The 26,479-nt window shown below is 48.4% G+C and carries 22 protein-coding genes and 1 other RNA gene; 14 read left to right on the top strand and 9 right to left on the bottom strand.

Annotated features, from left to right (window positions below; genetic code table 11):
- The first annotated feature begins 84 nt into the window (after positions 1-84).
- From KJS42_RS12805 to KJS42_RS12820, 4 genes are read left to right on the top strand one after another with little or no spacing between them, the layout of a single operon-like run.
- Positions 85-978: a carbohydrate ABC transporter permease gene (locus KJS42_RS12805; RefSeq protein WP_155606961.1), complete on the top strand. Its 894-nt coding sequence runs from the start codon at positions 85-87 to the stop codon at positions 976-978.
- Between the two features lie 39 nt (positions 979-1,017).
- A complete protein-coding gene (locus tag KJS42_RS12810; RefSeq protein ID WP_155606962.1) occupies positions 1,018-1,857 on the top strand; it encodes a carbohydrate ABC transporter permease in 840 nt (279 codons plus the stop codon).
- 9 nt (positions 1,858-1,866) lie between these two features.
- Positions 1,867-4,329, top strand: a complete 2,463-nt coding sequence (locus KJS42_RS12815; RefSeq protein WP_155606963.1) for a family 43 glycosylhydrolase — start codon at positions 1,867-1,869, stop codon at positions 4,327-4,329.
- 23 nt (positions 4,330-4,352) lie between these two features.
- Positions 4,353-6,113 carry a glycoside hydrolase family 2 protein gene (locus tag KJS42_RS12820; protein ID WP_155606964.1) on the top strand — a complete coding sequence of 587 codons (1,761 nt, stop codon included), beginning with the start codon at positions 4,353-4,355 and terminating at the stop codon, positions 6,111-6,113.
- 48 nt (positions 6,114-6,161) lie between these two features.
- Here KJS42_RS12820 and KJS42_RS12825 read toward each other — a convergent pair whose 3' ends face one another.
- Genes KJS42_RS12825 through KJS42_RS12840 form a run of 4 tightly spaced genes read right to left on the bottom strand, consistent with a single transcriptional unit; the run spans position 6,162 to position 10,493 of the window.
- Entirely contained in the window at positions 6,162-6,947 is a 786-nt protein-coding gene (locus tag KJS42_RS12825; protein WP_213623057.1) for a PHP domain-containing protein, read from the bottom strand.
- Positions 6,948-6,966: 19 nt separating this feature from the next.
- Entirely contained in the window at positions 6,967-7,788 is an 822-nt protein-coding gene (locus tag KJS42_RS12830) for an energy-coupling factor transporter transmembrane component T family protein (RefSeq protein WP_213623058.1), read from the bottom strand.
- On the bottom strand, positions 7,763-9,613 hold the full coding sequence (locus KJS42_RS12835) for an ABC transporter ATP-binding protein (protein ID WP_213623059.1): 1,851 nt from the start codon (positions 9,611-9,613) through the stop codon (positions 7,763-7,765). Before KJS42_RS12835 ends, KJS42_RS12830 begins: the two co-directional genes overlap by 26 nt.
- Positions 9,606-10,493 carry a DUF8171 family membrane protein gene (locus KJS42_RS12840; RefSeq protein WP_213623060.1) on the bottom strand — a complete coding sequence of 296 codons (888 nt, stop codon included), beginning with the start codon at positions 10,491-10,493 and terminating at the stop codon, positions 9,606-9,608. The genes KJS42_RS12835 and KJS42_RS12840 overlap by 8 nt, the downstream gene beginning before the upstream one ends.
- A gap of 187 nt (positions 10,494-10,680) precedes the next feature.
- Here KJS42_RS12840 and KJS42_RS12845 point away from each other — a divergent pair, with 187 nt between their 5' ends.
- The 7 genes from KJS42_RS12845 to KJS42_RS12875 all read left to right on the top strand — a co-directional run bounded on the left by KJS42_RS12845 (position 10,681) and on the right by KJS42_RS12875 (position 17,577).
- Positions 10,681-11,535, top strand: a complete 855-nt coding sequence (locus KJS42_RS12845; RefSeq protein WP_213623061.1) for a MurR/RpiR family transcriptional regulator — start codon at positions 10,681-10,683, stop codon at positions 11,533-11,535.
- A gap of 102 nt (positions 11,536-11,637) precedes the next feature.
- A complete protein-coding gene (gene smpB / locus KJS42_RS12850) occupies positions 11,638-12,117 on the top strand; it encodes an SsrA-binding protein SmpB (protein ID WP_155606970.1) in 480 nt (159 codons plus the stop codon).
- A 184-nt stretch (positions 12,118-12,301) separates the two neighbouring features.
- Positions 12,302-12,665, top strand: a transfer-messenger RNA (tmRNA) gene (gene ssrA / locus KJS42_RS12855).
- 597 nt (positions 12,666-13,262) lie between these two features.
- Positions 13,263-14,414, top strand: coding sequence for an ImmA/IrrE family metallo-endopeptidase (locus KJS42_RS12860; protein ID WP_213623062.1), 1,152 nt, complete (start codon positions 13,263-13,265; stop codon positions 14,412-14,414).
- Positions 14,411-14,914 (top strand): DUF4411 family protein, encoded by a 504-nt coding sequence (locus KJS42_RS12865; protein ID WP_213623063.1) that lies wholly within the window; start codon positions 14,411-14,413, stop codon positions 14,912-14,914. The genes KJS42_RS12860 and KJS42_RS12865 overlap by 4 nt, the downstream gene beginning before the upstream one ends.
- A gap of 307 nt (positions 14,915-15,221) precedes the next feature.
- Positions 15,222-16,406, top strand: a complete 1,185-nt coding sequence (locus tag KJS42_RS12870) for an adenine-specific methyltransferase EcoRI family protein (RefSeq protein ID WP_213623064.1) — start codon at positions 15,222-15,224, stop codon at positions 16,404-16,406.
- Position 16,407: 1 nt separating this feature from the next.
- A complete protein-coding gene (locus KJS42_RS12875; RefSeq protein ID WP_213623065.1) occupies positions 16,408-17,577 on the top strand; it encodes an HNH endonuclease family protein in 1,170 nt (389 codons plus the stop codon).
- A gap of 333 nt (positions 17,578-17,910) precedes the next feature.
- Here KJS42_RS12875 and KJS42_RS12880 read toward each other — a convergent pair whose 3' ends face one another.
- From KJS42_RS12880 to KJS42_RS12890, 3 genes are all read right to left on the bottom strand, one after another.
- Complete coding sequence (locus tag KJS42_RS12880) at positions 17,911-18,171, bottom strand: colicin E3/pyocin S6 family cytotoxin (protein ID WP_213623066.1); 261 nt, start codon at positions 18,169-18,171, stop codon at positions 17,911-17,913.
- Positions 18,172-18,773: 602 nt separating this feature from the next.
- Positions 18,774-19,652 (bottom strand): RNA polymerase sigma factor, encoded by an 879-nt coding sequence (locus KJS42_RS12885; RefSeq protein ID WP_213623067.1) that lies wholly within the window; start codon positions 19,650-19,652, stop codon positions 18,774-18,776.
- A 584-nt stretch (positions 19,653-20,236) separates the two neighbouring features.
- Positions 20,237-20,524: a hypothetical protein gene (locus KJS42_RS12890; protein ID WP_213623068.1), complete on the bottom strand. Its 288-nt coding sequence runs from the start codon at positions 20,522-20,524 to the stop codon at positions 20,237-20,239.
- Positions 20,525-20,693: 169 nt separating this feature from the next.
- On the opposite strand from KJS42_RS12890, the gene KJS42_RS12895 reads away from it, so the two are divergent.
- Genes KJS42_RS12895 through KJS42_RS12905 form a run of 3 tightly spaced genes read left to right on the top strand, consistent with a single transcriptional unit; the run spans position 20,694 to position 25,518 of the window.
- Positions 20,694-20,900, top strand: a complete 207-nt coding sequence (locus KJS42_RS12895; protein ID WP_213623069.1) for a helix-turn-helix domain-containing protein — start codon at positions 20,694-20,696, stop codon at positions 20,898-20,900.
- A gap of 42 nt (positions 20,901-20,942) precedes the next feature.
- On the top strand, positions 20,943-23,159 hold the full coding sequence (locus KJS42_RS12900; protein WP_213623070.1) for an MrcB family domain-containing protein: 2,217 nt from the start codon (positions 20,943-20,945) through the stop codon (positions 23,157-23,159).
- Entirely contained in the window at positions 23,131-25,518 is a 2,388-nt protein-coding gene (locus KJS42_RS12905; RefSeq protein ID WP_213623071.1) for a restriction endonuclease-like protein, read from the top strand. Before KJS42_RS12900 ends, KJS42_RS12905 begins: the two co-directional genes overlap by 29 nt.
- Before the next feature lie 97 nt (positions 25,519-25,615).
- Here the strand turns inward: KJS42_RS12905 and KJS42_RS12910 are convergent, their stop codons facing one another.
- The gene (locus KJS42_RS12910; RefSeq protein WP_213623072.1) at positions 25,616-25,999 is read right to left on the bottom strand and encodes a retropepsin-like aspartic protease; all 384 of its coding nucleotides are present in this window, start codon (positions 25,997-25,999) and stop codon (positions 25,616-25,618) included.
- A complete protein-coding gene (locus tag KJS42_RS12915) occupies positions 25,996-26,256 on the bottom strand; it encodes a hypothetical protein (RefSeq protein WP_178024368.1) in 261 nt (86 codons plus the stop codon). Before KJS42_RS12915 ends, KJS42_RS12910 begins: the two co-directional genes overlap by 4 nt.
- Between the last annotated feature and the right edge of the window lie 223 nt (positions 26,257-26,479).

The following is a 26,479-nucleotide window of genomic DNA, read 5'->3' on the forward strand; positions in this document are numbered from 1 at the left end:
AGATAGATGAACAATGGAAGGTGGAAGCCAGGCGCGTACTGCTTTCACCTTCTCTAATTTCTTTCGCGGGAAGGAAGAAGGGTCATGACTAATAAAATCCCCGGTTTTCGGCGCAAGGAGATCCTGTGGGCTTACGGCTTCGTTGCGGTTCCGCTGCTCGGGTTCCTCATCTTCGGCCTTGCTCCGTTAATTGCCTCAGCCGTATTAAGCGTAACGGAGTGGGACATGGTTTCGTCCCCGAAGTTTGTCGGCTTAGCCAACTACGTGGATCTGTTTAAGGACGAGAAGGTGTTTAAGTCGCTGTTCAACACGGTGTTCATGCTAATCGGGATCCCTCTTGGCATGGTGCTCTCCCTGCTGCTGGCGATCCTCATGAACCAGAAGATCAAGGGCATCTCGGTATTTCGGACGATCTATTACATCCCGGTGATCTCGCCGATCATCGCGGTTTCCCTCTTGTGGCAATGGATCTTAAACCAGGACTACGGTCTGCTGAATCAGCTGTTATGGAATAGCTTTCATATCACCGGACCGAACTGGCTTGGCGATCCCCTATGGATCAAGCCGTCTTTGATCTTGATGGGACTCTGGGGCGGTATCGGGGGCAATATGGTGCTCTATTTGGCCGGGTTGCAATCGATCCCCCGAAGCTACTACGAAGCGGCCGAGGTGGACGGGGCCAATGGATTTCAGAAATTCGTTCATATCACATTTCCGCTTCTGTCGAACATTCATTTCTATATCGTGGTCATGGGCGTCATCGGTACGTTCCAAGCGTTCAGCCAGATCTATGTCATGGCAGCGGACGGGGGTCCTGAATTCAGCGCGGCGACGGTGGTCTTCTACATTTACCAGCATGCGTTCGAATACTTCAACATGGGTTACGCGAGCTCGTTGGCTTGGGTGCTTGGCATCATTATTTTCATCTTAACGCTGCTCCAATTCCGTTTATCCAAACGTTGGATCTACAACGATTAGGAAAGCGTTACTTGAGACTTTAGCATTGGAGGCGTGTTTATGCTGCTGAGACGTCGAATCACCCTTAGCATCAATGTCCTTATCTTATTGTTTGGTTCCATTATTATGTTGGCTCCGCTGGCCTGGTCGTTATCGACCTCTCTTAAGGAGAAAAAGAACGTATTCGACCTTCCGCCGAAGTGGATTCCGAATCCTGTCACGTTCGCCAACTACAAGGGAGTTTGGGCCGAAGCGCCGATCCTCCATGGTTTTCTGAATAGCGCGACGATCGTGGTTTTCGTCTTGACGATCGGTTTATTCGTTTCCACGATGGCGGCCTATGCGTTTGCCAAGGTGGATTTTCCGTTCAAAGAAACGATCTTTATGTGTTTGCTTGGCACCATGATGATTCCGTATTCGGTCATGATGATTCCGCAATTTATCGGGTTCTCTAAGTTGGATTGGGTAGACACGTTGCTTCCGTTAATCGTTCCTGGGTTGTTCGGCAACATCGTGGTGGTGTTCTTCCTGCGTCAGTTCATGCAGGGCTCCATCCCGACGGAATTGATCGAAGCCGCGAAGCTGGACGGGAGCGGATTCATTCGCACGTTTATGCAAATTGCCCTGCCGATCGCCAAACCGGCGATTGCGGCTCAAGCCGCGCTAGGGTTCATGGGGATCTGGAATGATTTCCTGGGTCCGTTGATTTATCTGCATACCCCGGAGAAGCAGACCATCCAGGTGATGATCGCTTCCCTTCAATCGATGTATATCAGCAATTCCGATTACCCGTTGATTATGTCGGCTTCGGTCATTGCTATGGTTCCCGTCATCCTGGTGTTCTTCTTCTGTCAGAAGTATTTCGTCGAATCGCTGGCCATCAGTGGTTTGAAGGGATAGGAAGCGAAGATGGATAACCAAAAGCCCGGGAGAAGGAAGAAGTTCACGCTGGCCGCCTTGTGCACGGCCGTCTGTTTCGCACTAGTTCTTGGTTCATGTAGCTCGAACGAAGGGGTGAAGGTGAAATTGTATAGCGATCAGGATCCAACTTATCAGAACCCTTTTACGCTGCCCGAGGAATGGGAGGATTACGGCATCGGCGACCCCTATATTCTTCGCCACGATGGAAAGTATTATCTCTACTGCAGTACGAAGGACTTCCGCGCCGGGATCAAAGGCTGGAGTTCGGAGGACTTGATTCATTGGACGCCCGAAGGCTTGGTGACCGAGGACCCGATCACGACGGGCGCCTACGCGCCCGAGGTGGTGTATTGGAACGGGTACTTCTATATGTACACCTCGCCCGCCGGGAACGGACACTACGTATTACGAAGCGATAGCCCGACGGGGCCGTTTGAGGTGCAGACGGAGAATTTGGGACTTAGCATCGACGGCTCGGTTTTTATTGACGATAACGGTGCGTGGTACTTCACGCATGCGGGAGACCAGGGCATCGTCATTCATCCGATGACGGATCCCTATACGATCGATGTCGGGTCTACGACCAACGCTTATCTGGGCGGGTGGACGGAAGGCTCCACGATCATCAAACGCAACGGCACGTACTATATGACTTATACCGGCAATCATGTATTCAGCAAAGGATATCGGATTAACTATGCCGTCGCTCACGACGACCCGACGGGCACTTATCAGGTGCCGGACAACAATCCGGTGGTGATTCACACATCCGGCTCGTTCGTTGGCTTGGGTCATAGCTCGAGCTTTGTTGGGCCGGATCTGGATTCCTATTACATGGTCTATCACAATTTGCTGGGCCGCTCTGCGGAAGGCCCGCCGGTGCGGCAAATGGATATCGATCGGATCGTGTTCAACGGCGACCGGATGGAAGTGCTGGGGCCGACGAATACCGCGCAGCCGGTTCCGAAGCAACCGGATTTCCAAAGCCGCTTGGATCAGCCGGAGGCGAAGACGGCTTGGGATGTAGAGTCGATGCCGGATGGCACGAGCAGATGGATAAGCAAGGTGGAAACGAGCGCCGGATTTACCGCCGAATACAACCTGAGCCTAGTGCAACCGGTCGATGACGAACAGGCGTATGTGGATGCGATTTTTTCATATATCGATTCCGGGAACTACTGGTCAGCGCGCTTGAAGCCGTCGAACCGCGAGTTGTCCGTGGTGCAGGTCCGCGAAGGTCAGGTGGAGCAGCGGGGTACCCTCCGTTTGCCGGAAGACTTCGATTTTACGAAACTTCATACGATGCGCGTGGAAAATGACGGAAGCGCGGTACGCGTTTATTTCGACCAAATGCTGAAGTTTAACCTGCCGCTTGAAGCGGCAGTTGCGGGCCGGATCGGGTACGCGGCGTTCCATGCCGACCCTTCGTATTCGTACACGGCGTTCTCCAACGATGTAGGCGGGAGCAGCGATTTTGAAGTCTACAAGCCAATTCCAGGCACGATTGAAGCGGTCCATTATTTGAAAGAGGCCAAGCGCGGCTTCAAGGTGAATCCGGCTGCCGACGCAGGGGAGTTCCGCAAGACGGATGGGGTCTCCATCGGCACGGCGGAGGATCGCAGTTACTTCGTGAAGCTGGAGCAGGAAGGGAATTGGCTGTCCTATAAGGTCAATGTGGCCCAGGCCGGAACCTACGGCTTGGCGATGCGCCTCTTGACCTCGGAGGAAGCGGCGACGGTCGAGGTGAGCAGCGGGAACGAGAAGCAGACCTTCAAGATTGCGCCCGATCCCGACCCGGACTGGAAAACGGTCAAGCTGGGAGCCATGGAGCTTCCGGAAGGCTATCATACGTTGAAAATCAAACTGCGCAAGGGTCAAGTGACCTTCAGAGCGTTAGATCTCTACGCGTCGGCGAAAGCGCCGAAATCGGAGGCGAATCTGTTGGAATCGGTCGAACCCGATGATTTATACGGTGCCTTCGAAGCCATTGACGGCGGATTTAGGGGAAGCGGGATCGCGGATGATCGCTTGTTCGTCGGTGAGGAAGCTTGGGATGACTACGAGTTGTCCTTGCAAGTCGGCATCCCGGAAAATCCGGTCGGGGAAGGACAGGTCTTCGTCCGCACGACAAACGAGTCCTACTTCGAACATCAGGTACAGGACTCGGCGATGGGCTACGCAATCGGTCTTTCCGACGGGCAGCTGCAGTTGCTGAAGCTGAATTACGGTTCGATTGCCGTCAGCAGCGGACGCGCTACGATGGAACCCGGACAGACCTACTCGCTGCGCGTCGTGTTGGCGGGTTCGCGCATCCAAGTCTTTTGGGATGGGGCGGATGAGCCGGTCATCGATTATCCCGATCCCGATCCTTATTTCCACGGACGTGTTGGGCTTCGAAGCATCGATTCGACGTTCAGCTTTACCCAGATGAAAGTTAAAGCAAAGAGATAGATAGAGGAAAAGGAGTTTAACCCATGACAACCCATATGTATATCAAAGATTATCCCAGACCGCAATTCGTGAGGGAGCAATGGATCAACTTGAATGGAGAGTGGGACTTCCGCTTTGACGATGGCAATATCGGCGAGCGGGAGAACTGGTACGTAGATCTGCAGGCCGATCGCAAGATCCAGGTGCCGTTTACGTACGAAACCAAGCTGAGCGGAATTGGAGAGGAGACGTTCCACCCGCAGGTCTGGTATGAGAAGAAGTTAACCCTCCCTGCCGATGCGGCGGGGCAGCGGGCGATACTCCACTTTCAAGCCGTCGATTACCGGGCCAAGCTGTGGGTCAATGGCGTTAATGTCGGGGAGCATCAAGGTGGATACGCTGCGTTCTCTTTTGACATCACCCCGTATGTGACCTTCGGCAGCGAAAACCTACTGACGTTGAAGGCGGAGGACAGCGAGAGCTGCACTCAGCCTCGCGGGAAGCAGCGCTGGCAGAGCGATAGCTTCGAATGCTTCTATGTGCAAACCACGGGGATTTGGCAAACGGTATGGCTGGAGTTCGTGGACTCGGCGCATTTGGATGCGGTGAAGATCACCCCTGACTATGATCGCAGATCTGTGACGTTTGAGTTTCAGGTCGCTGGCGATCTGGGGGGCGGCCAGCTTGAGGTGGAGACCGTCATCTCTTTGAAAGGTAGAACCATGAAGCGGCTGCGCTTGGCCATCGACCGGCCTTGGCTTCGCGTGGACGCCGATTTGCTGCATGAAGCGGGAGGACCGTGGAAATTCAGCGAGTGGTCGCCGCAGCATCCGAATTTGTACGACGTGGAATTTATTTTGTACCGGGACGATCAGGTGGTCGATCAGGTGTACTCCTATTTCGGGTTGCGCAAAATTTCAATCGAGAACGGGAAGGTACTGCTGAACAATACGCCGATTTACCAAAGATTGATTTTGGATCAAGGCTATTGGCCGGATTCGCATTTAACGCCGCCTTCTGAGGAAGCGATTCTCGAAGACATCGATAAGATCATGGCGATGGGATATAACGGCGTTCGTAAGCATATGAAGATTGAAGACGCCCGATTCTTGTACTGGTGCGACGTCAAAGGGTTGCTCGTCTGGTCGGAGATGGCGGCAACGTTCGAATTTAATGATCAGGCTGTCGAGGCATTCTCCAAGGAATGGGTCGAGATCGTTCGCCAACAATATAATCACCCGAGTATCATCACCTGGGTTCCTTTTAACGAGTCTTGGGGCGTGGCCAATATTCTGAACGACCGCAAGCAGCAGGAGTTTACGGAAGGGATTTATCACCTGACTAAGGCGATCGACCCTTATCGTCCGGTGATTACGAATGACGGGTGGGAGCACACGGTTTCGGACATTTTGACCCTGCATGATTATGAAGAATCGGGAAGCCGTTTCCTGGAGCGGTATAAGAATAGGGAAGACATCACCGGCAATCACATTTCCTTTAACAATTGGAAATATGCCCTGGCGAACGGGCACGCCTATCGCGGCCAACCGATCCTCGTAACGGAATTCGGCGGGATCGCTTTCCAATCGGAGTCGGGCTGGGGATACGGGAACCAAGTTAGCGGGGAAGAGGCATTTATCGAACGGTTCGAAAGCATTACGAAAGCGATCAAGTCGATCGACTACATCTGCGGTTACTGTTATACGCAAATTACCGATGTGCAGCAGGAGGTTAACGGCTTGTTGACGGAGACTCGCGAGCCCAAGGTGCCGCTGGAGACGATCCGGCGGATTAATCTGGAGTAGCAAAAAGAACAGCCCCCGGAGTTTTGGCTCCGGGGGCTGGTTTGTTTTTTAGGCATCGGCTAATGTGGGGGTGGGCTCTTCCAGCTTCGCGAGGCGTTTTAGCAGTTTTTTTAGCATGACGGAGGCTTTGACCTGGAGGGGCAGGCTGTCGGCGACGCGCAGATCGTAGGCCCCGCTCAAGATGGCCTGCTTCAGCTCGGCGACGGAATCGCAGGGGCGATGCAGCTCGTTATACAGGCTGCCGTATTGCAGGCATTGATGGGTGTCGCTCCCGGCGGTTACCGGCTTCCCAAGCTCAGCTGCGAAGCGTTCGACGTTGGCGCGATTCACTTCGTTCCCGTATTCGTACATATCCTTGGCGTTCAGGTCAAAAGCGTCCAACCGCCGCAGTTGCTCCGCCTCCAGATGATGGAGCGGGGTGGAGATGCGGAACGGATGCGCGCCGATTTTGAGCAGCGGGTAGTTCTCGGCCAACGTCATCAGCTCGTCGAAGGGGATAAAGGAGCCTTTTTCCGTATAAGGGTCCAGCGCCTTTCGAACCTCCAGAATCTGCTCCTTGCGCCCGATCAGCAGAATATGGCCAGTTTCGCGGATATCCACCTCCATGCCGGGGAAGATGCGGAGGCCGTCCGCCTCGTAGTATTCCCCATTGAAGGGGTACAGGCGGTCGAGGTTGTCATACACCTCATGGAAGTTGCGCGTATTAAAATGCTCCGTCAAAGCGAGGGCATCCAGCCCGTTTGCCTTGGCCTCGGCAATCATTTCCTCGTAATAGGCCGGTGAGAAATCAGTGGCCTTGGATAATTTGGCGTGGGTGTGCAGGTCGATGCGCATTGAAACAACTCCTTGTCGGTTATTTAAATGATGAGGAAGTCCAGAATAATAGCGCCACATAAAGCGCCGATCCGCCCAGAAAAAGCACATCGCGCCGTTTCAGCTTCAAATGCGACAGCTTGAGTTTCTTGGCGGCGGGATTTTTCATGCCATACGAGAAGCCGCGCGTCTCCAGCGCTTCTACGGTGGTGCGGGAGCGTTTGGCCGTTGCCAGCATCAGCGGGAAAAAAGCGTACACCAGCAGCTTCAAATAATACGCGCCCAGCCGCCAGTAAAGGATGCCGTGCCGCTCGGGCGCTTTGCCGCGCAGCCGATACGAGAGCAGGACGTTGCGGAACTCCTCGAACAACACCGGCAGAATGCGGTAGCCGTAGGACAAGCTGAACGAGAAGGCGGCGGGGACGCCGAGGGCGAGCAGGCCGTCGCTGATTTTTTCCGGATCCATGCCCGAGAACACGGTGATACTGGCGAGCGAGACGATCGACAGCTTGAGCGTAAGCTTGAGCAGCGGCAAGGCGGAGGAGATGTCCCCGCCAAAAAACAGCGAAAGGATAAACAGCCATCCCACCTGTCCGATCAGGCCCAGGCAGAGCACGATAATGATGAACGGCGTGACCCGGGATAACATGGTCGTGATGATGACGAACAGGCACATCCCGGCTAAGACAATGTAGCTGTTAAGAAACCACGGAACGATGGCGAAAAACAGATACCAAATCAACAACCCCCGCGGATCCAGCCGGGATAGGGAAGCATGACCGCTGCCGTAGGCCGTGTTCATTAACTCGAGCTGGATGCGGTCGAGCGAGATTTTGTTAAACCAGTTGCGGACGAGCTGCATGCGGGAGGGTCTCCTTTCCGGTGAGGATGCGGTTCAGGCGGTCGGCCAACTCGGTCGGCGATCCGCATGGGGGCTGGAGGCCGAGAGCGGCGGACAACTCCATGCTTTGCGTCAGCGCCAGGCCGGCGCGGCGGATTAGCTCCGGGCTGGAAAAGACCTGCGCCGCCGTCCCGTCGGCCAGCACCCGGCCGTCGTGCATGACAATGACGCGCGTCGCCCAGCGATGGACGAGCTGCATGTCATGCGTGGCGATCAGCACCGTGCGGACGTGCTGGTTCAGCTCCTCCAGCGTGCCGAGCAGCTCTTCGCGGGTGGCCAAATCGAGGTTGGCCGTCGGTTCGTCGAGCAGCATGATCGCGGGCCGGATCGCCGCGCCGATGGCGAGCGAGACGCGGCGCTGTTGCCCGCCGCTCAGGAGGCGCGCGTCGCGGTCCTGCAGCAGCTCCAGCCGGAAGCTGTGCAGCATGCGTTGCAGCGTGTCGTCCGCATCCGGGTAGCCGCGCCGTTTCAGGCAATACGCGATCTCTTTGCGCACACTGTCCTCGATGAACATGTCCTCCGGGTTTTGGAAAACAAAGGCCACATCCCGCGACAACTGCTCGATGGAGATGCTGTGGGTATCCTGCTGGAGAACGGCGACGCTGCCGTCGGACGGCTTGGCAATCCCGGCGATCAGCTTCAGGAGCGACGACTTGCCCGCCCCGTTGTTGCCGATGAGCGCGATCCGCTCACCTTCATAGAGCGTCAAGTCGATGCCGTGCAGCACGGTGCGCTCCGCTTTACGGATCGTGCGGTAGTTCAGGGAGGCCCCGTTAAACCGGATGACGGGGATACGTTGGTCGTCGTCAGGGTGATGCCCTTTCTCGGCGGATAGGTCACCGGAGCTGGTCCATCGTGCAGGCGTTTCATCCGGTAGAGTCGGAAGCTGCCGCTTAAAATAAGGAATCGCAGCTTCGGTTGTAATCGGATATGCTGCCTGCTGGGGGTGCTTCTCGTTGGGATTCCGCCGCATAGAACTGTTGGTGTCCTGCAGGGCTGACAAGTAGGCCGCAGCCTGGGTGACCTCGGGCGGCTGAATACCTAAACGCTCCAGATCGTCCAAACTGTTTAGGGCTTCGGAGACCGGGCGTTTCCACAACACCCGGCCTTGATCCAGCAGGCAGACCTCCTGGCAGTAGTCAGCGATAAATTCCGAATGATGCTCGATCACGAGGATCGTCTTGCCGTGATTCTGATTTAGCTCCCGCAGCACTTCGTAGACTTGCCGGGCGTGGCTCGGGTCGAGCTGGGACACCGGTTCGTCGACGATCAGGATCTCTGCGCCGAGCGAGAGGGCCCCGGCGAGGGCGAGCAGATGCTTTTGGCCGCCGCTCAGTTCCCAAATGTAGCGTTGCTGCAAATGGGCGAGGCCGCAAAGCTCCAAAGCGTGGAGCGCCCGGTCCTTGTAGTCGGGCAGCCCGTAGTTCAGCGGGGCGAAGCAGGCCTCGTCCAGCACGGTGGGACGTACAAGCTGGTTGTCGAAGTCCTGATAGACGTAGCCGACGCGGCGGGAGAGTTGGGCGACGGTTTTTTGCGCGGTGGATTGGCCGTGAATATGCACCTCCCCCTCAAAGTCGCCGGAATAATAATGCGGAATCAGCCCGTTCAGCAGCTTGCAAAGCGTCGATTTGCCGGAGCCGTTGCCGCCGATGATGGCGGTGAAGGAGCCCGATTCAATCGTTAGATTCACCTGATTTAGCACCGGCAGCTCCGAGCCCGGGTAAGTAAACGACACGTTGCGAATTTCAATCACGGGGCCGTGGAATGCGTTGTTCGGATTAAGCATACGGCAGGTTCTCAGACTCGTCTCCGGTTTGGATGCTGCGCGACCGCTTGGCCCGCATGATCAACAGCACAATGATGGCCACGACGGCTGCGGCCGCGATGCTGAGCCAGATGGCCCCCGAGCCCAACCGGTCGGCCAATCCGCTGTCCCACTCGCCGAAGTTCCAGTCCGTTTCGGACAGCGATTCTGCGCCAAAAGCGATCAGCGCCAGCGCAATCCCGCTTAACACCAGCTTCGGCGAAATGACGCCGGCGGCCTCGTATTTGGTGGATTTTTCGCGCGGTTTGATGCCAAGGAGCGGCTCGATTTTTCCATAGAGTCTAGGCACCAGGTAGAGGGTAGGCAGCAGGGCGAACAGGATGCCGGAGAACAGCACGTCGTTCAGGAAGCCCACGCCTTCGACGATCACGACGCTTTGCGCCAGCCCGGGTACGGCTTCGAATTCTTCGACGCCGATCCAGACTTTGCCGATGTCTACCAGGCTGCTGCACAACTGGTGGATGATGACGCCCGTGATGGCGGCGGTGCCGACTTGCAGGCGGTTTTGCGGGTTACGGACCATCCGCCCGGCGACGTACATGGCGAAGGAGAAGGTCAGGAATTTTTCCAGCTCGCCTAGTCCGCCAAATTGCCCCAGCATCAGCTCGCCGAAAATCACCTCGCCCAGCGCCGCCCCGACCGCCGCATACAGCGGGTGGAACAGCATGCACAATGTGAGCGGGATGAACGCGAAGTACTCCACCGAGAGCTCGATCGGTCCGAGGCGGAACTCGGGGATGAGCTCGGTGAACATGTTGGACAAGCCGTACAAGGACATGGAGAGGACGAAAATCATCATTTTTTGCGAGGACGTGAGGGTGTACAGGGTTTTGCGGTTCATGAAGGGAAAACCTCCTTTAATGAGTCGTTCTTCCCAAAGTGTAGAGGCCGAGTATTAAATGAGGCGTGGGTGTATGTCAACGGATTGTAATATTTTTTACATAGTGAAAATGATGTAAATAAATTTACATAACAATTGGCTGCTAGGATAGGGGAAGAACAGAACGAGACCCTAAGGAGCGGAGCCCATGTCAAAGTATCGGAATCAACTATTTGCGAAGCAAATGAAGTTCTCCCCCGGCCATCAAAAAATCGCCGATTTCATCGAGCGGCACCCCGACGAGGCGTTGTTCATGACGGAGCAGGAATTGGCGGATCGGGTGGGCACGAGCATTGCCACGGTGTCGCGGTTTTGGCGGACGGCGGGATACGAGAACGGCAAGGACTTCCGCTTGCGGCTTCGCCAGGCCATCGATACGACGCCGGCGCATAAGCTGGAGGCAACCATCTCCCGGCTCGATCCGTCGAGCTTGCCGCTGAAGCTGCTGGAGCAAACGAGCCTTCACCTTCGGGAGTCAGCGGAGCGGACGGACCCGGAGGAACTGAAGCATGCCGCCGCGTTGATGGCTGGAGCTAGACGGATTTACGTCTATGCGCCGGGGCCTTCCGTGGCGTTGGGGGAGTTGTTATTTTACCGGCTGTCGCGATTCGGGATGTCAGTTCGCATGATGGCGGCCAGCGGCCATGAGCTGCTGGAGTCGCTGGCACATGTGCAGCGGGAGGATGTCGTGCTACTGTTCAACTTCACCCGGTTGCTGCCGGAGACCGAGGTGATCCTCGACTGCGTCAAGCGCATCGGCTGCTCGGCCGTGATGGTGACAGACCGCGAGGAGTTCCGGTACGGGACGCAGGTGGACGCTGCTTTTTACGTGAGTCGGGGAGACTTGGGAGAATTCCATTCGATGGTGACGCCGCTGCTGCTGATCGAGCAGATGATTCTGAGCATCGGGCTGCTGAATAAAGAGAAGGTGCTGGCCAAGCTGGAGTACTTGGGAGAACTGCGGGCGAGGTATGCGGATAAGCTGCCGCGGGGGAAGGCTTGAAGTTGGTGGCTGGAGGGCGCTCATTCTTGCTTTTGACCGCCTAAGTTGGTACAATAAATGTCTGGTAAACTGCCCTGTGAGGGTTTAGGAGGAGATGACGACATGGGCAAGAAAAGTGACGGTAAAGTGCTGGCGCAGAACAAAAAAGCTTCCCATGACTATTTCATCGAAGATACCTACGAAGCGGGCATGGTGCTGACCGGCACGGAGATTAAGTCGATTCGGAACGCCCGGGTGAATATCGGGGATGCGTTCGCAACGATCCGAAACGGCGAAATCCATATCCACAACATGCATATCAGCCCGTTCGAACAGGGGAACCGGTTCAATCCGCTGGACCCAACGCGGACGCGTAAGCTGCTGATGCATAAGGTGCAAATCAACAAACTGCTGGGCTTGTCCAAGCAGGAAGGGTACTCAATCGTACCGCTCAAGATTTACATCCGCAACGGATATGCGAAGCTGTTGCTGGGCCTGGGCAAAGGGAAAAAGCAATACGACAAGCGCGACACCGCTGCGAAGCGTGATGCTCAGCGTGATATTCAGCGGGCACTGCGCGAAAAGCAGAAGGTCGCAAGGTAAGTTTGGTCGGCTAAGGCGAAGTTCCCAGCGTTTCCATCAAGTCCATAAACATCAAGAAGCGCAAACATGGTATACTAATTGATGTAAGAGATGATCACGTTCCTTATTATGGAGAAGGAATGGTGATAACGAACAACAGCAGGCCCTTGCAGGCTGCACCTTGATCCAGCACCCTTTTTAATTCGGGGGCGTTTTTGGATTCGACGGGGGTAGATCGAGCATGGGTAGCGGGTAGTGGGGACGCGTCCACTTCATCAACGCTAAAGCCAATTAAACGGCAAACAAAACAACAACTTAGCTTTCGCAGCTTAATAACCTGTGAGCTAGCTCTATCCCTGCATCGCCCATGTGCCGGGAATAGGGCCCAACTTTAGTGGGATACGCCGTCTGGTCTCCGCCTGGGGTCAACGGAAGAAGATAATCAGGCTGACCCGAAGGGAATCCGGTGACAGGGAGTCTCTAGGGTGACATCAAATCTGTCACTACACCCGTAGAAACCTATGTGGCGTTGCCTTCGGACAGGGGTTCGACTCCCCTCGCCTCCATTAAAAGACTCAAAAACGAAAACCTTTTACTATGCCAGAGGGTTTGCTATTACGCTCTGGTTATAGTGAAAAACAAAGGAGCGATAAAGAATTTATTTCTTTATCGCTTTTTTGTATCAAATAAAGGTTTCATTACATAACGTTACTTATTGGATTGCTGCGGATTCTAAAATTTGGTATAATAATTTGAATTTTGTATTGTTCGTAAATTGACAGGGGCAGTATGCTCTTATACAGGACTGTCATCCATCTTGTGTGTGACACTCATGGTCTCCTTAGCAATGTTACTCTTTAGTCTGCTGAGATTCTGCAGCTTGAAGTTAGCATGCCTTAATCATAAGGAGGGGTTGCATATGAAATATGATGCATTTGACATGAGATTGTTTGGTTCAGCGTTGCTGGAGCTTTTATGTGCTTTTGGGACCAATATTGTTGCAGGGTTAGTCCTGTCCCTGTGAATTTACGAGCACCATTCTGATGAGCCTAGACAAAGGTGTCTCAGCATTTTTCGTTTTTACACCCACAACTAAGATTTTGTTCAAATACCCTTACATAATACTGTTTTTAACATATAATAATGTATGAAGGAGGTGACGCTCAATGGCTAGGGTTGAAGTGAGTCCGGATTTATTGAGATGGGCAGTAACTCGTACCGGTATAGCCGAAGCAATCGAAAACAAATTTCCTAAACTAAATCAATGGATTGCACGAGAAGAATATCCAACTTTAAAGCAACTTGAACTTTTTGCAAAGGCTACCTATACTCCTCTAGGCTGTTTCTTCCTGGAAAGCCCGCCAGAAGAGCGATTACCTATCCCACATTTTCGTACATTAGGTGATCAGGGCCATGCAGAACCTCCTAGTCCCGATCTTTTAGAGACTGTACAAATAATTGAACGAAGACAACAATGGCTGAGAGATTATCTCATAGAACAGTATACTGAGCCGCTTAAGTTTGTTGGTTCCTTTAATCATACAGAGGAACCTAAAAAAGTGGCTATAGATATTAGGAAAGCTCTTAACTTACCTAATGGTTGGGCTTCTCATAGTAGAAATTGGCAAGAGGCTTTGCGTTTATTACAAAAGGCAATTGAGGATATTGGAATTTATGTGATGATGAACGGAATAGTTGGAAATAATACTCGTCGCAAACTAAGCGTTCAAGAGTTTCGTGGTTTCGTGTTAGTAGATAACTATGCACCAATTATTTTTCTTAACAGTTCTGATGGAAAAGCAGCTCAAATGTTTACACTTGCACACGAACTGGCACATATATGGTTTGGTAAAAGTGCTATATTCGATCTTGAGGTACTTCAACCTGCAGATAATGAAACTGAAGTTGCTTGTAATTCTGTAGCAGCAGAATTTCTGGTACCAGAAAGTGATCTTCTTAAGTATTGGCCATTAATTAAGTTGGAACAATACCGGTTTCAAAAGTTAGCTCGACACTTCAAGGTCAGTGAAATTGTTGCTGCTCGAAGAGCTCTCGATCTTGGTTTAATTGATCGGGGGGAATTTTTCGAATTTTATACTGAATATGTTCAAAGAGTAACTCAAGTTACTCAAGATTCCAGTGGCGGGGATTATTATCGAACACAAGGTTCTCGTATAGGCAGACGGTTTGCAGAAACGGTTATTACAGCAGCTAGAGAAGGAAACCTCCTATATAGAGATGCCTATAGATTAACGGGGATGACTGGAAAAACATTTACGGAGTTTACCAATCGCCTAGGCTCTGGAGGAACCTTATGAAATATGTACTAGACGCCAATGTTTATATAAATGCCCATCAATCATATTATTCATTCGATATTGTACCTGGTTTCTGGAGGATTCTTACCGAATTAGCTAACAGGGATCAAATTGTTACTATTGATAAGATTAAAGATGAACTCACTCCACAAAGTCAAAGTGCAGATCCAGACCCCTTGCATAAATGGATTCTTTCTGACTTTAGCAGTTGGTGTATGAGTACAGACCAAGCGGAAGTAATAGAGTCATACAGGAGTATAATGCAATGGGCATTTACAAATCCCTTGTTTCTAGAAACTGCTAAGACGGAGTTTGCAACTGCCGGTGATAGTTGGCTTGTTGCATATGCGAAAGTTCATGGCTATACCGTTGTAACTCTTGAAAAATATAATAGGGATAAGAGAAATAGAATCCTTATACCAAATGTATGTATGGCGTTCGGTGTTCCTTGCATCGACACATTTGAGATGATGCGAACTTTAGGAGCGAGAATACTCTGATTAAGAAGAGAAGCTAGTCCCTCTTATAGAGTTTCAACCTATGCATTACATCGGGTGCTAGGTAACTTGAACTACGGATATTGATCTAATCATCGATATCAACCGAGTAAATGCTTAAATATTTGAAGAGTTTACCAAAGTTAAAGGACAGATAGGGCGAGTAAAGATGCCTTAACTGTCCTTTTATGTTATCTTTACGGAACTGCTGTGTTGAATCACTTATAGTATAGCACTATACTAATATGTATAAAATTAATCGTTAGTTCACAAGGAATTGGTAGGCAAAGAAAAGTAGGTGGGAGAACGTATGGCAAACAAAAATCTTACAAATGCAAAACGGGTAAAGAACGACGAGTTTTACACCCAATACGGCGATATTCAAAAAGAGATTGAAGCTTATTTAGAATACAATTCCGAGGTATTTCGAGGCAAGGTAGTGTACTGCAACTGTGACGATCCGTATGAGAGCAACTTCTTTCGCTATTTCGCACTAAACTTTAACAGGATTGGGCTAAAACAGCTTATTACTACCAGCTATAAACCTTCACCTATTGCCAATATGCAAATAGAATTATTTAGTGATGACAGCACTCTTGTGCTTTCTAAAGACCTTCCTAAAATAACTGCTAACAGATTTATTATCAATGAAGTACATGATATAGACGGTGATGGTGAATTCAACCTAAAAGATGTTGCATTGCAATTAAAGGCAAACAAAAATAATGAATGGGCGCCGCTAGAAGGCGACGGCGACTTCCGCAGTGATGAATGTGTAGATTTATTAAAACAATCCGACATTGTGATAACGAATCCACCGTTTAGCTTATTTCGTGAATATGTTAAACAGCTATTTGATTACAACAAATTCTTTCTTATTATTGGCAGTATGAATGCAATTACTTACAAAGAAATATTTCCGTTAATTAGAAATAATAAGATGTGGCTAGGAAATGGATTTAACGCTGGTAATGCATATTTTTATACGCCAAATACACGTAATTTCGCTTCGGGAGTGTTTGATGAAACTACTGGTTTAGTGAAATTCCGCAATGTTTGTTGGTTTACCAACCTAGACCATGGAAGGCGTCACCAGCCATTGCCACTTATGACAATGAGCGATAATTTGAAATACAGCAAACATAAAGGAATAAAAGGTAAAGAAGAGTACATTAAATATGATAACTATGATGCTATAGAAGTGCCATTTACTGATGCTATCCCGAGTGACTATGATGGTGTAATGGGTGTGCCAATTAGTTTTTTAGATAAATATAGCCCGGAGCAATTTGAGATTTTAGGAACAAGTGATAATGGTCTTGTTGATGACGAATTAAAGAAAACACCTGGTTTAACAAAAGAGTTTGTTGAAGATTATTATAAAGCTGGCGGCACAGGAGCATATAAGGAAGGTAATCCAACAGCCGGTTACTATGAAGATGGCGTTGCAAAGATGGCTTATAAAAGAATTTTTATTAAGCACAAGGGGAGCTAATATGAAAACAACTCTTAGAACTAGCATTTCAATCAAAGAAATTTGCGAAGGGTTTGTCTATAACGAACTTGAAGGTAAGGGTTTATTCGGCTTATCCGGCATGCTCACTATTCAGCCGGAGTATCAGCGTAACTATATTTATGCGTCCGACGGAGGCAAAAAAGAAGCGTTTGTCATTGACTCAGTCCTAAAAGGTTACCCTATAGGATTGATTTATTTTAACAAAGTGAGCAACAGCAATTTTGAAGTTTTGGACGGGCAACAGCGTATCACCAGTCTCGGACGGTTTGTAACTAACAAATTTGCCATCAAAGATGAAAGCGGCATGGAGCAGTATTTTAGCGGAATGGCAAAAGACAAGCAAGATAAGATTCTGGAAACTAAGCTACTCATTTATGAGTGTGAAGGTACCGAAAGTGAGATAAAAGAGTGGTTTAAAACAATCAATATTGCGGGGGTTCCACTAAATAATCAGGAATTACTCAACGCTGTATATTCTGGCCCGTTTGTTACTCTCGGCAAAGCCGAGTTCAGTAATAGCCAAAATGCCAACATTCAAAAATGGAGTGCATATGTATCGGCGAGTGCTAACCGGCAGGAATATTTAGAATGTGCTCTGGATTGGGTAAGTAAGGGCAATATTAGTGATTACATGAGCCGTCATCGCTTTGACGATAATATCAAGGAATTAAAACAATATTTCAATAGCGTGATTGATTGGGTTTCCAGCGTATTTATTGATGTTGAAAGCGAGATGCGTGGGCTTGAGTGGGGTAGACTTTACGAAAAATATCATAATCAGGCGTATAACCCCAAAAGTGTATCTGATCAGTTAAAAAAGCTATATGGTGATCCATACATTAAAAACCGGAAGGGTATTTTTGAATATATTCTTGGAGGTTCACAAGATACCAAATTGCTCGAGGTTCGAGTATTTGATGAAGCAACAAAGAGGTCCATTTACACAATGCAAACTAATGAGGCCGAGTCAGAGGGTAAGTCAAACTGTCCGTTATGTGCAATGGGACATGATTCAAACAAAACAAAGATTTGGAAATTAAGCGAAATGGATGCAGACCATGTTACGGCTTGGAGTAAAGGTGGTGCAACGAGCGCCGAAAATTGCCAAATGTTATGTAAAACTCATAACCGTGCAAAAGGTAATAAATAACCTGTATTTGAATATGACGCCTCCGCGTTTTCCGGTGTTCTGGCTGATAAGGAGGAGAGATTTGAAAAAAGAAGCATATACTACATAAGCTCAAAAAATATTGAAGGGAACAAATGTTTTTGAAAAACTTTCTCCAGATGGGAACGAAATGCTTGGAGATCGTGGAATAATAAGTGCTTTAAGGGCTTAAGTTATAATGGCTCTATTATACTGATAAAGATATTAATACATAATATACAAACACCAAAAAAGAGCGGGACGAGACTGAGTAGGGAGTCTTCATCCCGCGTCTATATTATTTTTTGAAACATAGATACAATACTTAGATCCTCATTAAACTGGTATGGTTCTTCCAGGTACGGCTCCTTTGGTTGGATGTTTGTTCCCCTCAGGAGTCAGGACTCCGATGTGTTTTCCTCTTCGGTTGTATGCTTCAATTTCTCCATGCAAGCCGTCTTTATGATAGTAGTTGCCGGTTTTTCGATCCCGATATATCCTTTCCTTATTCCATATATGGTTGGTTGGCTCCTTGTCAATTAAGAAAGGGTATTGGCTAGCCGGCGTTTTAGCCCAGTTAACTGTAAATTCTCTCATGAACTTCCTTAGCTCCTTATGAAACGAAAAAGCGCTGGGGATTCCCCCAGCGCTTTTTCGTTTCAGTTATTTTTGGATACAAAAAAAGCCCAAAGAGGGCCACTAAATGTGGCTTCTTTGAGCTCGCTGGATATTATCTCTATCTTGAAAGTTAGAAGAGATCGAATTATTCTGCTTTCTGTTTCCTCTCTGTGCTTTTTCTTAACCTAATAGGTTTCCGAACTTCATTCTTACAAGTAAAATCGTAGAAACAAAAAAAGGCCCAAGCAGCTGCTAATACTAGCAGCCACTTGGGCCCTGAAAAAAAGTGAGCATAAAATAACTCCCGTCCCAATCGTACGAAGAGTTAAGAGCTGAGACTTCTTCATATTAAATTTGAATTAATCAATCAACCAATCCCCGCATTAGAGGTGCGACAGTTCGAACTATAAATCAAGATTATGACGTTAGTCGTCCCCCCGCCCTCCTATATATAATACATAATAACCAACCTTTAAAAATTAATTTGAAATAACGATTACAATTAATATACTTCATATACCATGGATAAAATCTCACAGGCCAAACTACAAAATATTGACGTTTTTAGTTCGCCTGTACATCTATTTTTTGATCTTTTTCAGGATGTTTTCTTTAGCACGCTTCATATTTACACTTACGGTCCCTTGCGTAATTTTGAGATTGGCCGCGATTTCAATCTGTTTCAATCGCTTAGGACCATAAGCAAGATTAAATATTGCTTTTTGTCTTTCGCTTCGTAAAAGCTCGTTATGAATTCCTAACTCTGCAATCCTCTCAAACAAGTCTTCCTTGAATTTCCGGGGAACTTTACGAAATGCATCTTCAGGTATAACTTGGATCGTTGAGATTACCTTAGCTCTTTCTAAATCATCATCAAGATTAATTTCTGGCCGACTTAGTTCATCGAAATGTTCTTTTAGAACAATGGATCGTAAACGTCGGCTCTTCCTATTACTGGCATTAACATACTTTAATCGTTCCTGGTAGACTTTTACACGATCCCTCACCTTCATCTTGATATACGACAACAACCGTCCACGATCCGGTGAGAATGAATAACTAAATTCTTTAAGAATATCAATCAAAATATGGTCTACTATTTCCTCACGCTCATCTATGGAGAGATCGAGTGTCGGGCTGTTTACTGCTCCCTTTATTATGGGATCAAAATGTTCCTTTACGGCTTTATACTCTTCAAAGCTACCCTGATTCATATTGATCCGTTCAATCATTTGCAGTATTTCTTCGTCGCTATACTGCAGTTTTGGAAAGAAATGTTTCGGTGCCTGCTCCAAGTCGTATGGCTCCTGAAGTACATCTATTTTCATGATTTGATATTGTCGTAACTTACCATACTGGCTATAAGCCTGACTCAATGCATGGGATTCGTTTATGGCTTCTACAGACATGGTAATCTTTCTTCCTTCTGAAGTATTCCCAGTTAAAAGATAGATGGTCATTTCTATTTCCCCTCTTTGACTCAACCTCAGCCCAATTAGTTATTGCGAATTAAGCTATTAGATAGCATCCGTATATACACCCATCAAGTCACTTAAACTATCCTGATATATGCTTCGTCTGAATCAAAATACAAGAGGGTTTGGATGGCAGTGCGGATCCCTTTATGAGGTATCATTGTTGCGTGATTGATTCAGGACTTATTTATGTCTGTTATAAGAATAACTTGACTTTCGAAGTAAAAACTGCCGTTTATCCTTTCCGGGGTGTTTATTATGCACCCATGAACTACAACTTCAACCATGTCATCCGATAATAGAGAAACCACATAAATACGTTCTTGAGATATCGCAGCGGCAAGGAATCCTATATCCGATCGGAGTGCTTTTTAAGTATAGTACAATATTAATGTCCCACTTGATATTTTCGTTAAAATGTTCATTACTCCTTCCAGCTATAAAAACTGAACTAAATCCTCTCCGATAAAGGAGGATTCGTTTGAAAAGTCAGCTGCTTAAGCCTTTCAACACCGGGAACACTAGGTGTTATGCGGCAGAGTTTATAAAGATTGATAAGTCTGTAGCCTTTAACGTATAGTGATATGTATTTCATTGAATAGATGCAAGGCATCTTTAAATCCTTGCAGATATATTTTTGTTTCTAAAATTGTTTGTATGGTGAATTGAGAGTCTTCATAAAGGAATAAAGTTTGTTTGAGGTTGTCGGTAAGGGCTTCTCGTATTGCCTTGATATATTGTTCAGCTTCACATGAAATTTGCTTGAAATCGGAGTTATTGTTTTTAAGTTCATTGTATAAAGACTCTAATCGGTTACGAATGAGTGGATCAATCAAGATCTCCAAAGAATTGGTCAAGAATCGCGCCTCCTAGGAATTTGATTTTACGAACTAAAATTTAACTTCACAAGTATTATTTTAACATCACAAAAATTTAGGTCAAGTGAACATAAATATAATTTTGTTTATGCAAAGATTGTTCAATATAATTAAAGAAAAATTCAACTTCTTTGCGAGGGGTTAGGCAATGATAAGTTATAAGCCATTTCAAAAATTACTTATAGATCGAGAGATAAAGAAGCTTGATTTATTAAAAATGACGGGAATATCATCTGCTACTATGGCAAAATTGAATACAAATGAATATGTCTCTCTAGAGATAATTGATAAACTCTGTTCCGCTTTAAATTGTCAACCTGGTGATTTGTTGGAGCATATTCCTGATAATAGATAGAAAGAAAATTTAGTGATCAATTGAGATCCCGGAGGGCAAAACATGTCACTTCCAGTTGAATTAGCAAATTTATTCCGTGTAAAGCAAAAGTCCTACAAAATGGTGCTTGTGCTTGCGATGATAGACACGTGGCAGGAAACGCAGGATCAGATGCTTAGGATTGATGATGTTACCCGGCGGTTCCTGACCTACTATCAACATAAGGAGAGCAGTGGTCTTACTGTAGATTCACCGCCACCTAAAGTGGCTAACCGGTGGGAGTCCATGAGCCTGTCCCAGGTGAGATCCCTGCTCGATACTCCAATAGAAGCGCTTCGTTCGGTTGTTGTTAAGCAAGCGGACGGGGCTTTTTTGACGTTTGCGGATTCAATATGGGCGCAAGGGGAAGCAATGTTATTAGAGCTTCAGGATTATGTTAACCGTGAACTGGACCTATACCATAGTCAACTTGGGCAGGAGCTAAGCTTATCTCTTCACGAGAGTTTGGTTCATATCCTGCAAACCTATCCTCAAGCTAAGACCGAATCTTTTACGAATCACGCGCTAGGTACTTTATTCAGAAAGAAGTTGCCGGAGCAGCTTCGTTTGCTTCCATTTGTTTCGGAGCATATCAAAATTCAAGGTTCAGTGGGGATGGGGAACTGGGCAACCGTACCTTGGCTAGCTCTTATGGATACCCGAATTACGAAATCTACCCAATACGGGGAATATATCGTTTACCTATTTGCTGAGGACATGAGCGCGGTCTATCTGACTTTTAACCAAGGGGTTACGAAACCTATTCAGGAGCGAGGTAGAAAAGAAGGGTACAAGTTCCTACAACAAAAGGTGACGGAAATAAGAGAGAGCCTTGATTTTCAAGCTTTCTCCAAAGATGAAAATATCCAGCTTACTTCAGCTGGTTTGGGCCGTGATTATCAAATATCGACGGTTGCCTACAAGCGGTACGATGCGTCTCATATTCCGAGCGATGATCAGCTAGTAGCTGATCTTGAGCAATTGATGACGACCTACCAAGAATACGTCGATCGGAAGCTTCAAACCGAACAGGTCGAAGATCCAGAATATCCTTTGGAAACGGTGGAAGAAAACATGGATGATGAGGCAGTTCGCGGGCATTTGGATGGTATCCAATCGTACATTAAAAATAAGGGGTTTGCCTACCCGCCTGGATTGATCGAAAACTTCTACCTCTCCCTCAAAACCAAACCTTTCGTCATCCTAGCAGGCGTATCGGGAACCGGGAAAACCAAGCTGGTCAAGCTCTTTGCAGAGGCGATGGGGGCGACTTCGGAGAATGGGCAGTTTACGTTGATCCCAGTCCGACCGGATTGGAGTGATCCGTCGGATTTGATTGGCTACAGTGACTTGTCTGGTAAGTTCCGTCCTGGGCGTGTTACCGAGGTATTGTTGGAGGCCTCCCATAACCCGATTAAACCTTATTTTATCTGCCTTGATGAGATGAATTTGGCACGAGTAGAACACTATTTCAGCGATATGCTTAGCATTCTGGAGACTCAGGAATGGCGGGATGGACATATTGCTACCGACCCCATCATTCACGGCAGTTCGCTTGTGCAGGATGAGGATCGAGAGATATATGGTAATCTGTCGATTCCGGAGAATGTGTACTTGATTGGGACGGTCAATATGGACGAGACGACGCATCCTTTTAGTAAAAAGGTGCTCGACCGGGCGAATACGATTGAGTTCAATGATATCTTCTTGGCTCAATTTCCTGACGAGGAATCAGAGGTGGGGCAACGTCCAGAGGCCATGCCAAATCTGTTCTTAAGATGTGATTATCTGCAGCTAGTAGATGCCTATAACGTGGAATCCAAAGCACTGATTACGAAGACGACCGATACGTTGGTGCGGATCAACGGCATTTTGGAGGAAATCCATGCGCATATAGGGTTTCGAATTCGGGATGCGGTGTGTTTCTATATGCTCTATAACCAGCGGTTCGGGTTGCTTACCGAGGATGAGGCGTTGGATCACCAGTTACTCCAGAAAATATTGCCTCGCATTCAAGGCAGCAGCGCTTCGATCCGGAGAGTTCTTCTGAACTTGATGCGGGAGTGTGTGGGTTCCTCTTTTGCCGTCAATGAGTATGTAGAGGATACGACTTCATTGTTCGAGGGTAATAAGCTTAAATCACTGCTCGATCAAGCCAAGTATCCGCGTAGTGCAAGGAAAATCGCTTCGATGTTACGGAGGCTTGAAGAAGATGGATTCACCTCTTACTGGTTATCGTAATGCGCCGATGGAGTTACTACGCATTGAGACCAATCTGTTTGATTTAAATATCAAAGGGAAGCCATTTCATCCGACTGTCGAGACGATGCAGCTTCATCGGCAGGAGGGGGAGGTGTGGGTGGACGCCCATTTTCAAGTAGAAGTCCCCTCGCCGAAAGTGGAGATGAACTCGATTCAAGTCTTTTCGCATGAGTCCTCGGGTCTCCAAGCTTGGAATCCTGGCGATCCGGCAGAGCCCCTGTTTTATGAAACCCAAGCTTATGAAATCGTAGTAGAGAAGAAACAGAAGGATCTACCGATCGTATTCTTCCATGAAAATCTTCACTTGCGGCAAGCGGTTAAACCTGTAGGCCGTCTTGGCCGTGTTATGTCGGGGATTCTTAATTTTCAGAATGAGGTTGGTCTTTCGGAACTGGAGTTACGCCTGCATGGCGAAGTCATCTTCAAGCTGCAGCTCGAAGTGTTCCCATCCAAAATGGATTACAAGCGCGATTACGAAGTGATTTTGCGAGAGGTGAATGAGCAGATCTATAATCTGTCTTTTGACTTTCTGCGCAAGACGTTTCATCTTACCGGGTTGAGGGAGACCCGGCATCAGAGTGTGACGGAGTTTTTTACGATATTACAGCAGGTTTTTGGGCAACTGACCCAAGGCGTTGATCGGATCAAAAATACCCCCCACTATAAAATGCGCCGTGAATCTCATCTGGTGGAGGCGTCGAGGGCGAAGCGGGTGGGGAAGGAGAATATCGCCTTTTTGCGCAAAAGGCCGGAGCTGTTTGTTCCGGGGCAGGAGCTGCCTACGCATGTGCTTGAAACCCGGCGGTATATGGACTTCGATACGGCGGAAAATCGGTTCATCCGCTGGGCGTTGCTGCGCATCACCTCGAAGCTGAAGGAGCTCAGGTCCCATGCAGCGAAAAAAGGAACCGCGGATCCCGTCTTGCTGAAGAAAATTGACGTGATGCGTTCACAGTTGCAGCGGCTGTTACAGCAGGATTTTTTACAAATTGGGGATATGAAGCAAGTTTCGATCACGCTGGTCCTGCAGATGGCTCCGGGGTATCGGGAGGTCTATCGGATTTATCTCTTGCTGATGAAGGGGCTCTCGATTCAAGGGGATCTGTTCCGGTTATCGATGAAGGATCTGGCGCAGTTGTATGAGTACTGGTGTTTCCTGAAAATCCACGATTTGATGCGGCGGAAATATGAGCTGGTGAGCCAGGATCTGATTAAGGTGAATCGGACGGGTCTGTTTGTGACGTTGGATCGCGGGCGGAAGGCGAAGATGGTCTATCGGAATCCGCGAAATGGGGAAGTGTTTACGCTCTACTACAATTCCCTGCCTCAGGGAGACGGCCACTCTACGCTAGCGCAGAGACCCGATAATGTGCTGACTTTGAAAAAGAATGACGCGGCGATTGAGTATAAGTATATTTTTGATGCGAAATACCGCTTGAACCCCGCTTATGAGGGGACGCCGTACTGGAAGAAGTACAAACAGCCGGGGCCTGAGGAGGACGACATCAACACGATGCACCGATACCGGGATGCGATTGTGTACCAGGATCTACGGAACGGCGAGTATGAGCGGAGTATGTTTGGGGCGTATGTGCTTTTTCCGTATCCGGATGAGGTGAAGTTTAGGGAGCATCCTTTTTACAAAAGCATTCAGCTCGTCAACATCGGGGCGATCCCGTTTCTGCCGAACACGACGGATTTGATGGACCAACTGCTGGAGGAGATCATCCAAGACAGCCCGGAGAAAGCTTACGAACGTTCCACTCGCCCCCGCGGGACGAAGGAATATTACTACAACAAGTTTGCGGGCAAGAATGTCCTGGTAGGTTCGCTCAGGGAGCCTTCCCAACTGGAGATGGCTTTGAAGCATCAGTTCTACCATATGCCGCTGAAAAATATCGTTGACCACAAGCTGCTGACTCAAATCGAATACATTGCCATGTGCCAGTCTCGCAAAAAGTTTCAAGGCCCAGGGAACACGGGTATTCATTGGTTTGGACGGGTCCTGGATTGGAAGGTGGTCCGGAGACGGGAAATCACGGAACGGCCGGCTCGGCCCGGGACGGAAGAGGAGCTATATGTAAAGTTTACGATCGAACGTTGGGAGCGGCGGGACCAGCCGATTGCTCTAGGCGGACAAGGGATTTACACCTGCCTGTACACGAGTAAGTACATGTTTGATCGGGCCAGTGAAATTGCGGAATTGAAGCTGGAGAATGAGGAAGACTTACGGGAATGGCGCGAAGCTCGCAGACTGGGTAAGGTGAAAGTGCAACTGGATCACACCGATGTGGACTTGGCCGAGAAAGTGGTGGGGATTCGGGTGGAGGAGTCGTAGGGTTGTAGTGGAGTTTAAGAAAGGCCGTCCTTTCGTCATTCATGATGACTTGGGGACGGCCTTTAAGTTTCGTAACCTTTGCAGGTTGGATTATGCGCTAGTTACTACTATGTATTTTTAATTGTTTTGAATCAATAATAATTCCTGCCGCTTGCATAAAGTCAAATCCCAAGATACCTTCGATCGGAAAACCATACTCCATTTCTCCAACTTCGATTTCAAATTGATCTAGCGTGATATCTTCAATTTCAATGGAATCCACTGTTTTGAAAAACACAACCTCTGATCCGCCAATCCCCCTAATCGCACATGTGAAATCATTTGCTTCAGGATAGATCCCAATGTTCCTTAGTAATTCGGCTTTAAATATTGTTCCTGCAGAGCCGGTGTCGACAAGGACATTATTGAGGGTGATTTCTTGATGTTTGTATTTTACCTTTACTGAGATAAAGGGCAAACTATCAATGAGTTTTAGGTTCATCGGCCACCTCTGATGCCTATCCACCTGCGTTCACGTATTTCAACTCTGGGGCGGGAGGTATGGAAGAAGTAAAACTCACTTGAAGGACGACTTCTTTGTAATTCATTACACCGTTTCATTGCCTCGGAAGAATCATCGAACTGTTGAACGATTGCCATATCCTCAACGAGACGAAGATCACCATCCGAATGTGCTTGAATGGCTTCGATTACAACCCATTCGTTTGGATAAAGATGTTGTACCTCGTTCCACTTCATGACAATCACCTCCGCACAAAACTTTAAGTAAATTATATACTACCCCAAGTGGCGGGGACAATGCTATCATGGGGTGACTCTTGGGTGACATAATCGGACAGGGGCTCGGCGCCTCTCGCCTCCATACTACAAACGAAACGAAAAGCCTTCAGCCAATGATGTGGTTGATGGCTTTTTTATTGTGTATAATAATGTAAAGCAATGAACAGAAAACAGAAGGAGG

This window comes from Paenibacillus sp. J53TS2 (assembly GCF_018403305.1).
Classification (GTDB): domain Bacteria; phylum Bacillota; class Bacilli; order Paenibacillales; family Paenibacillaceae; genus Fontibacillus; species Fontibacillus rhizolycopersici.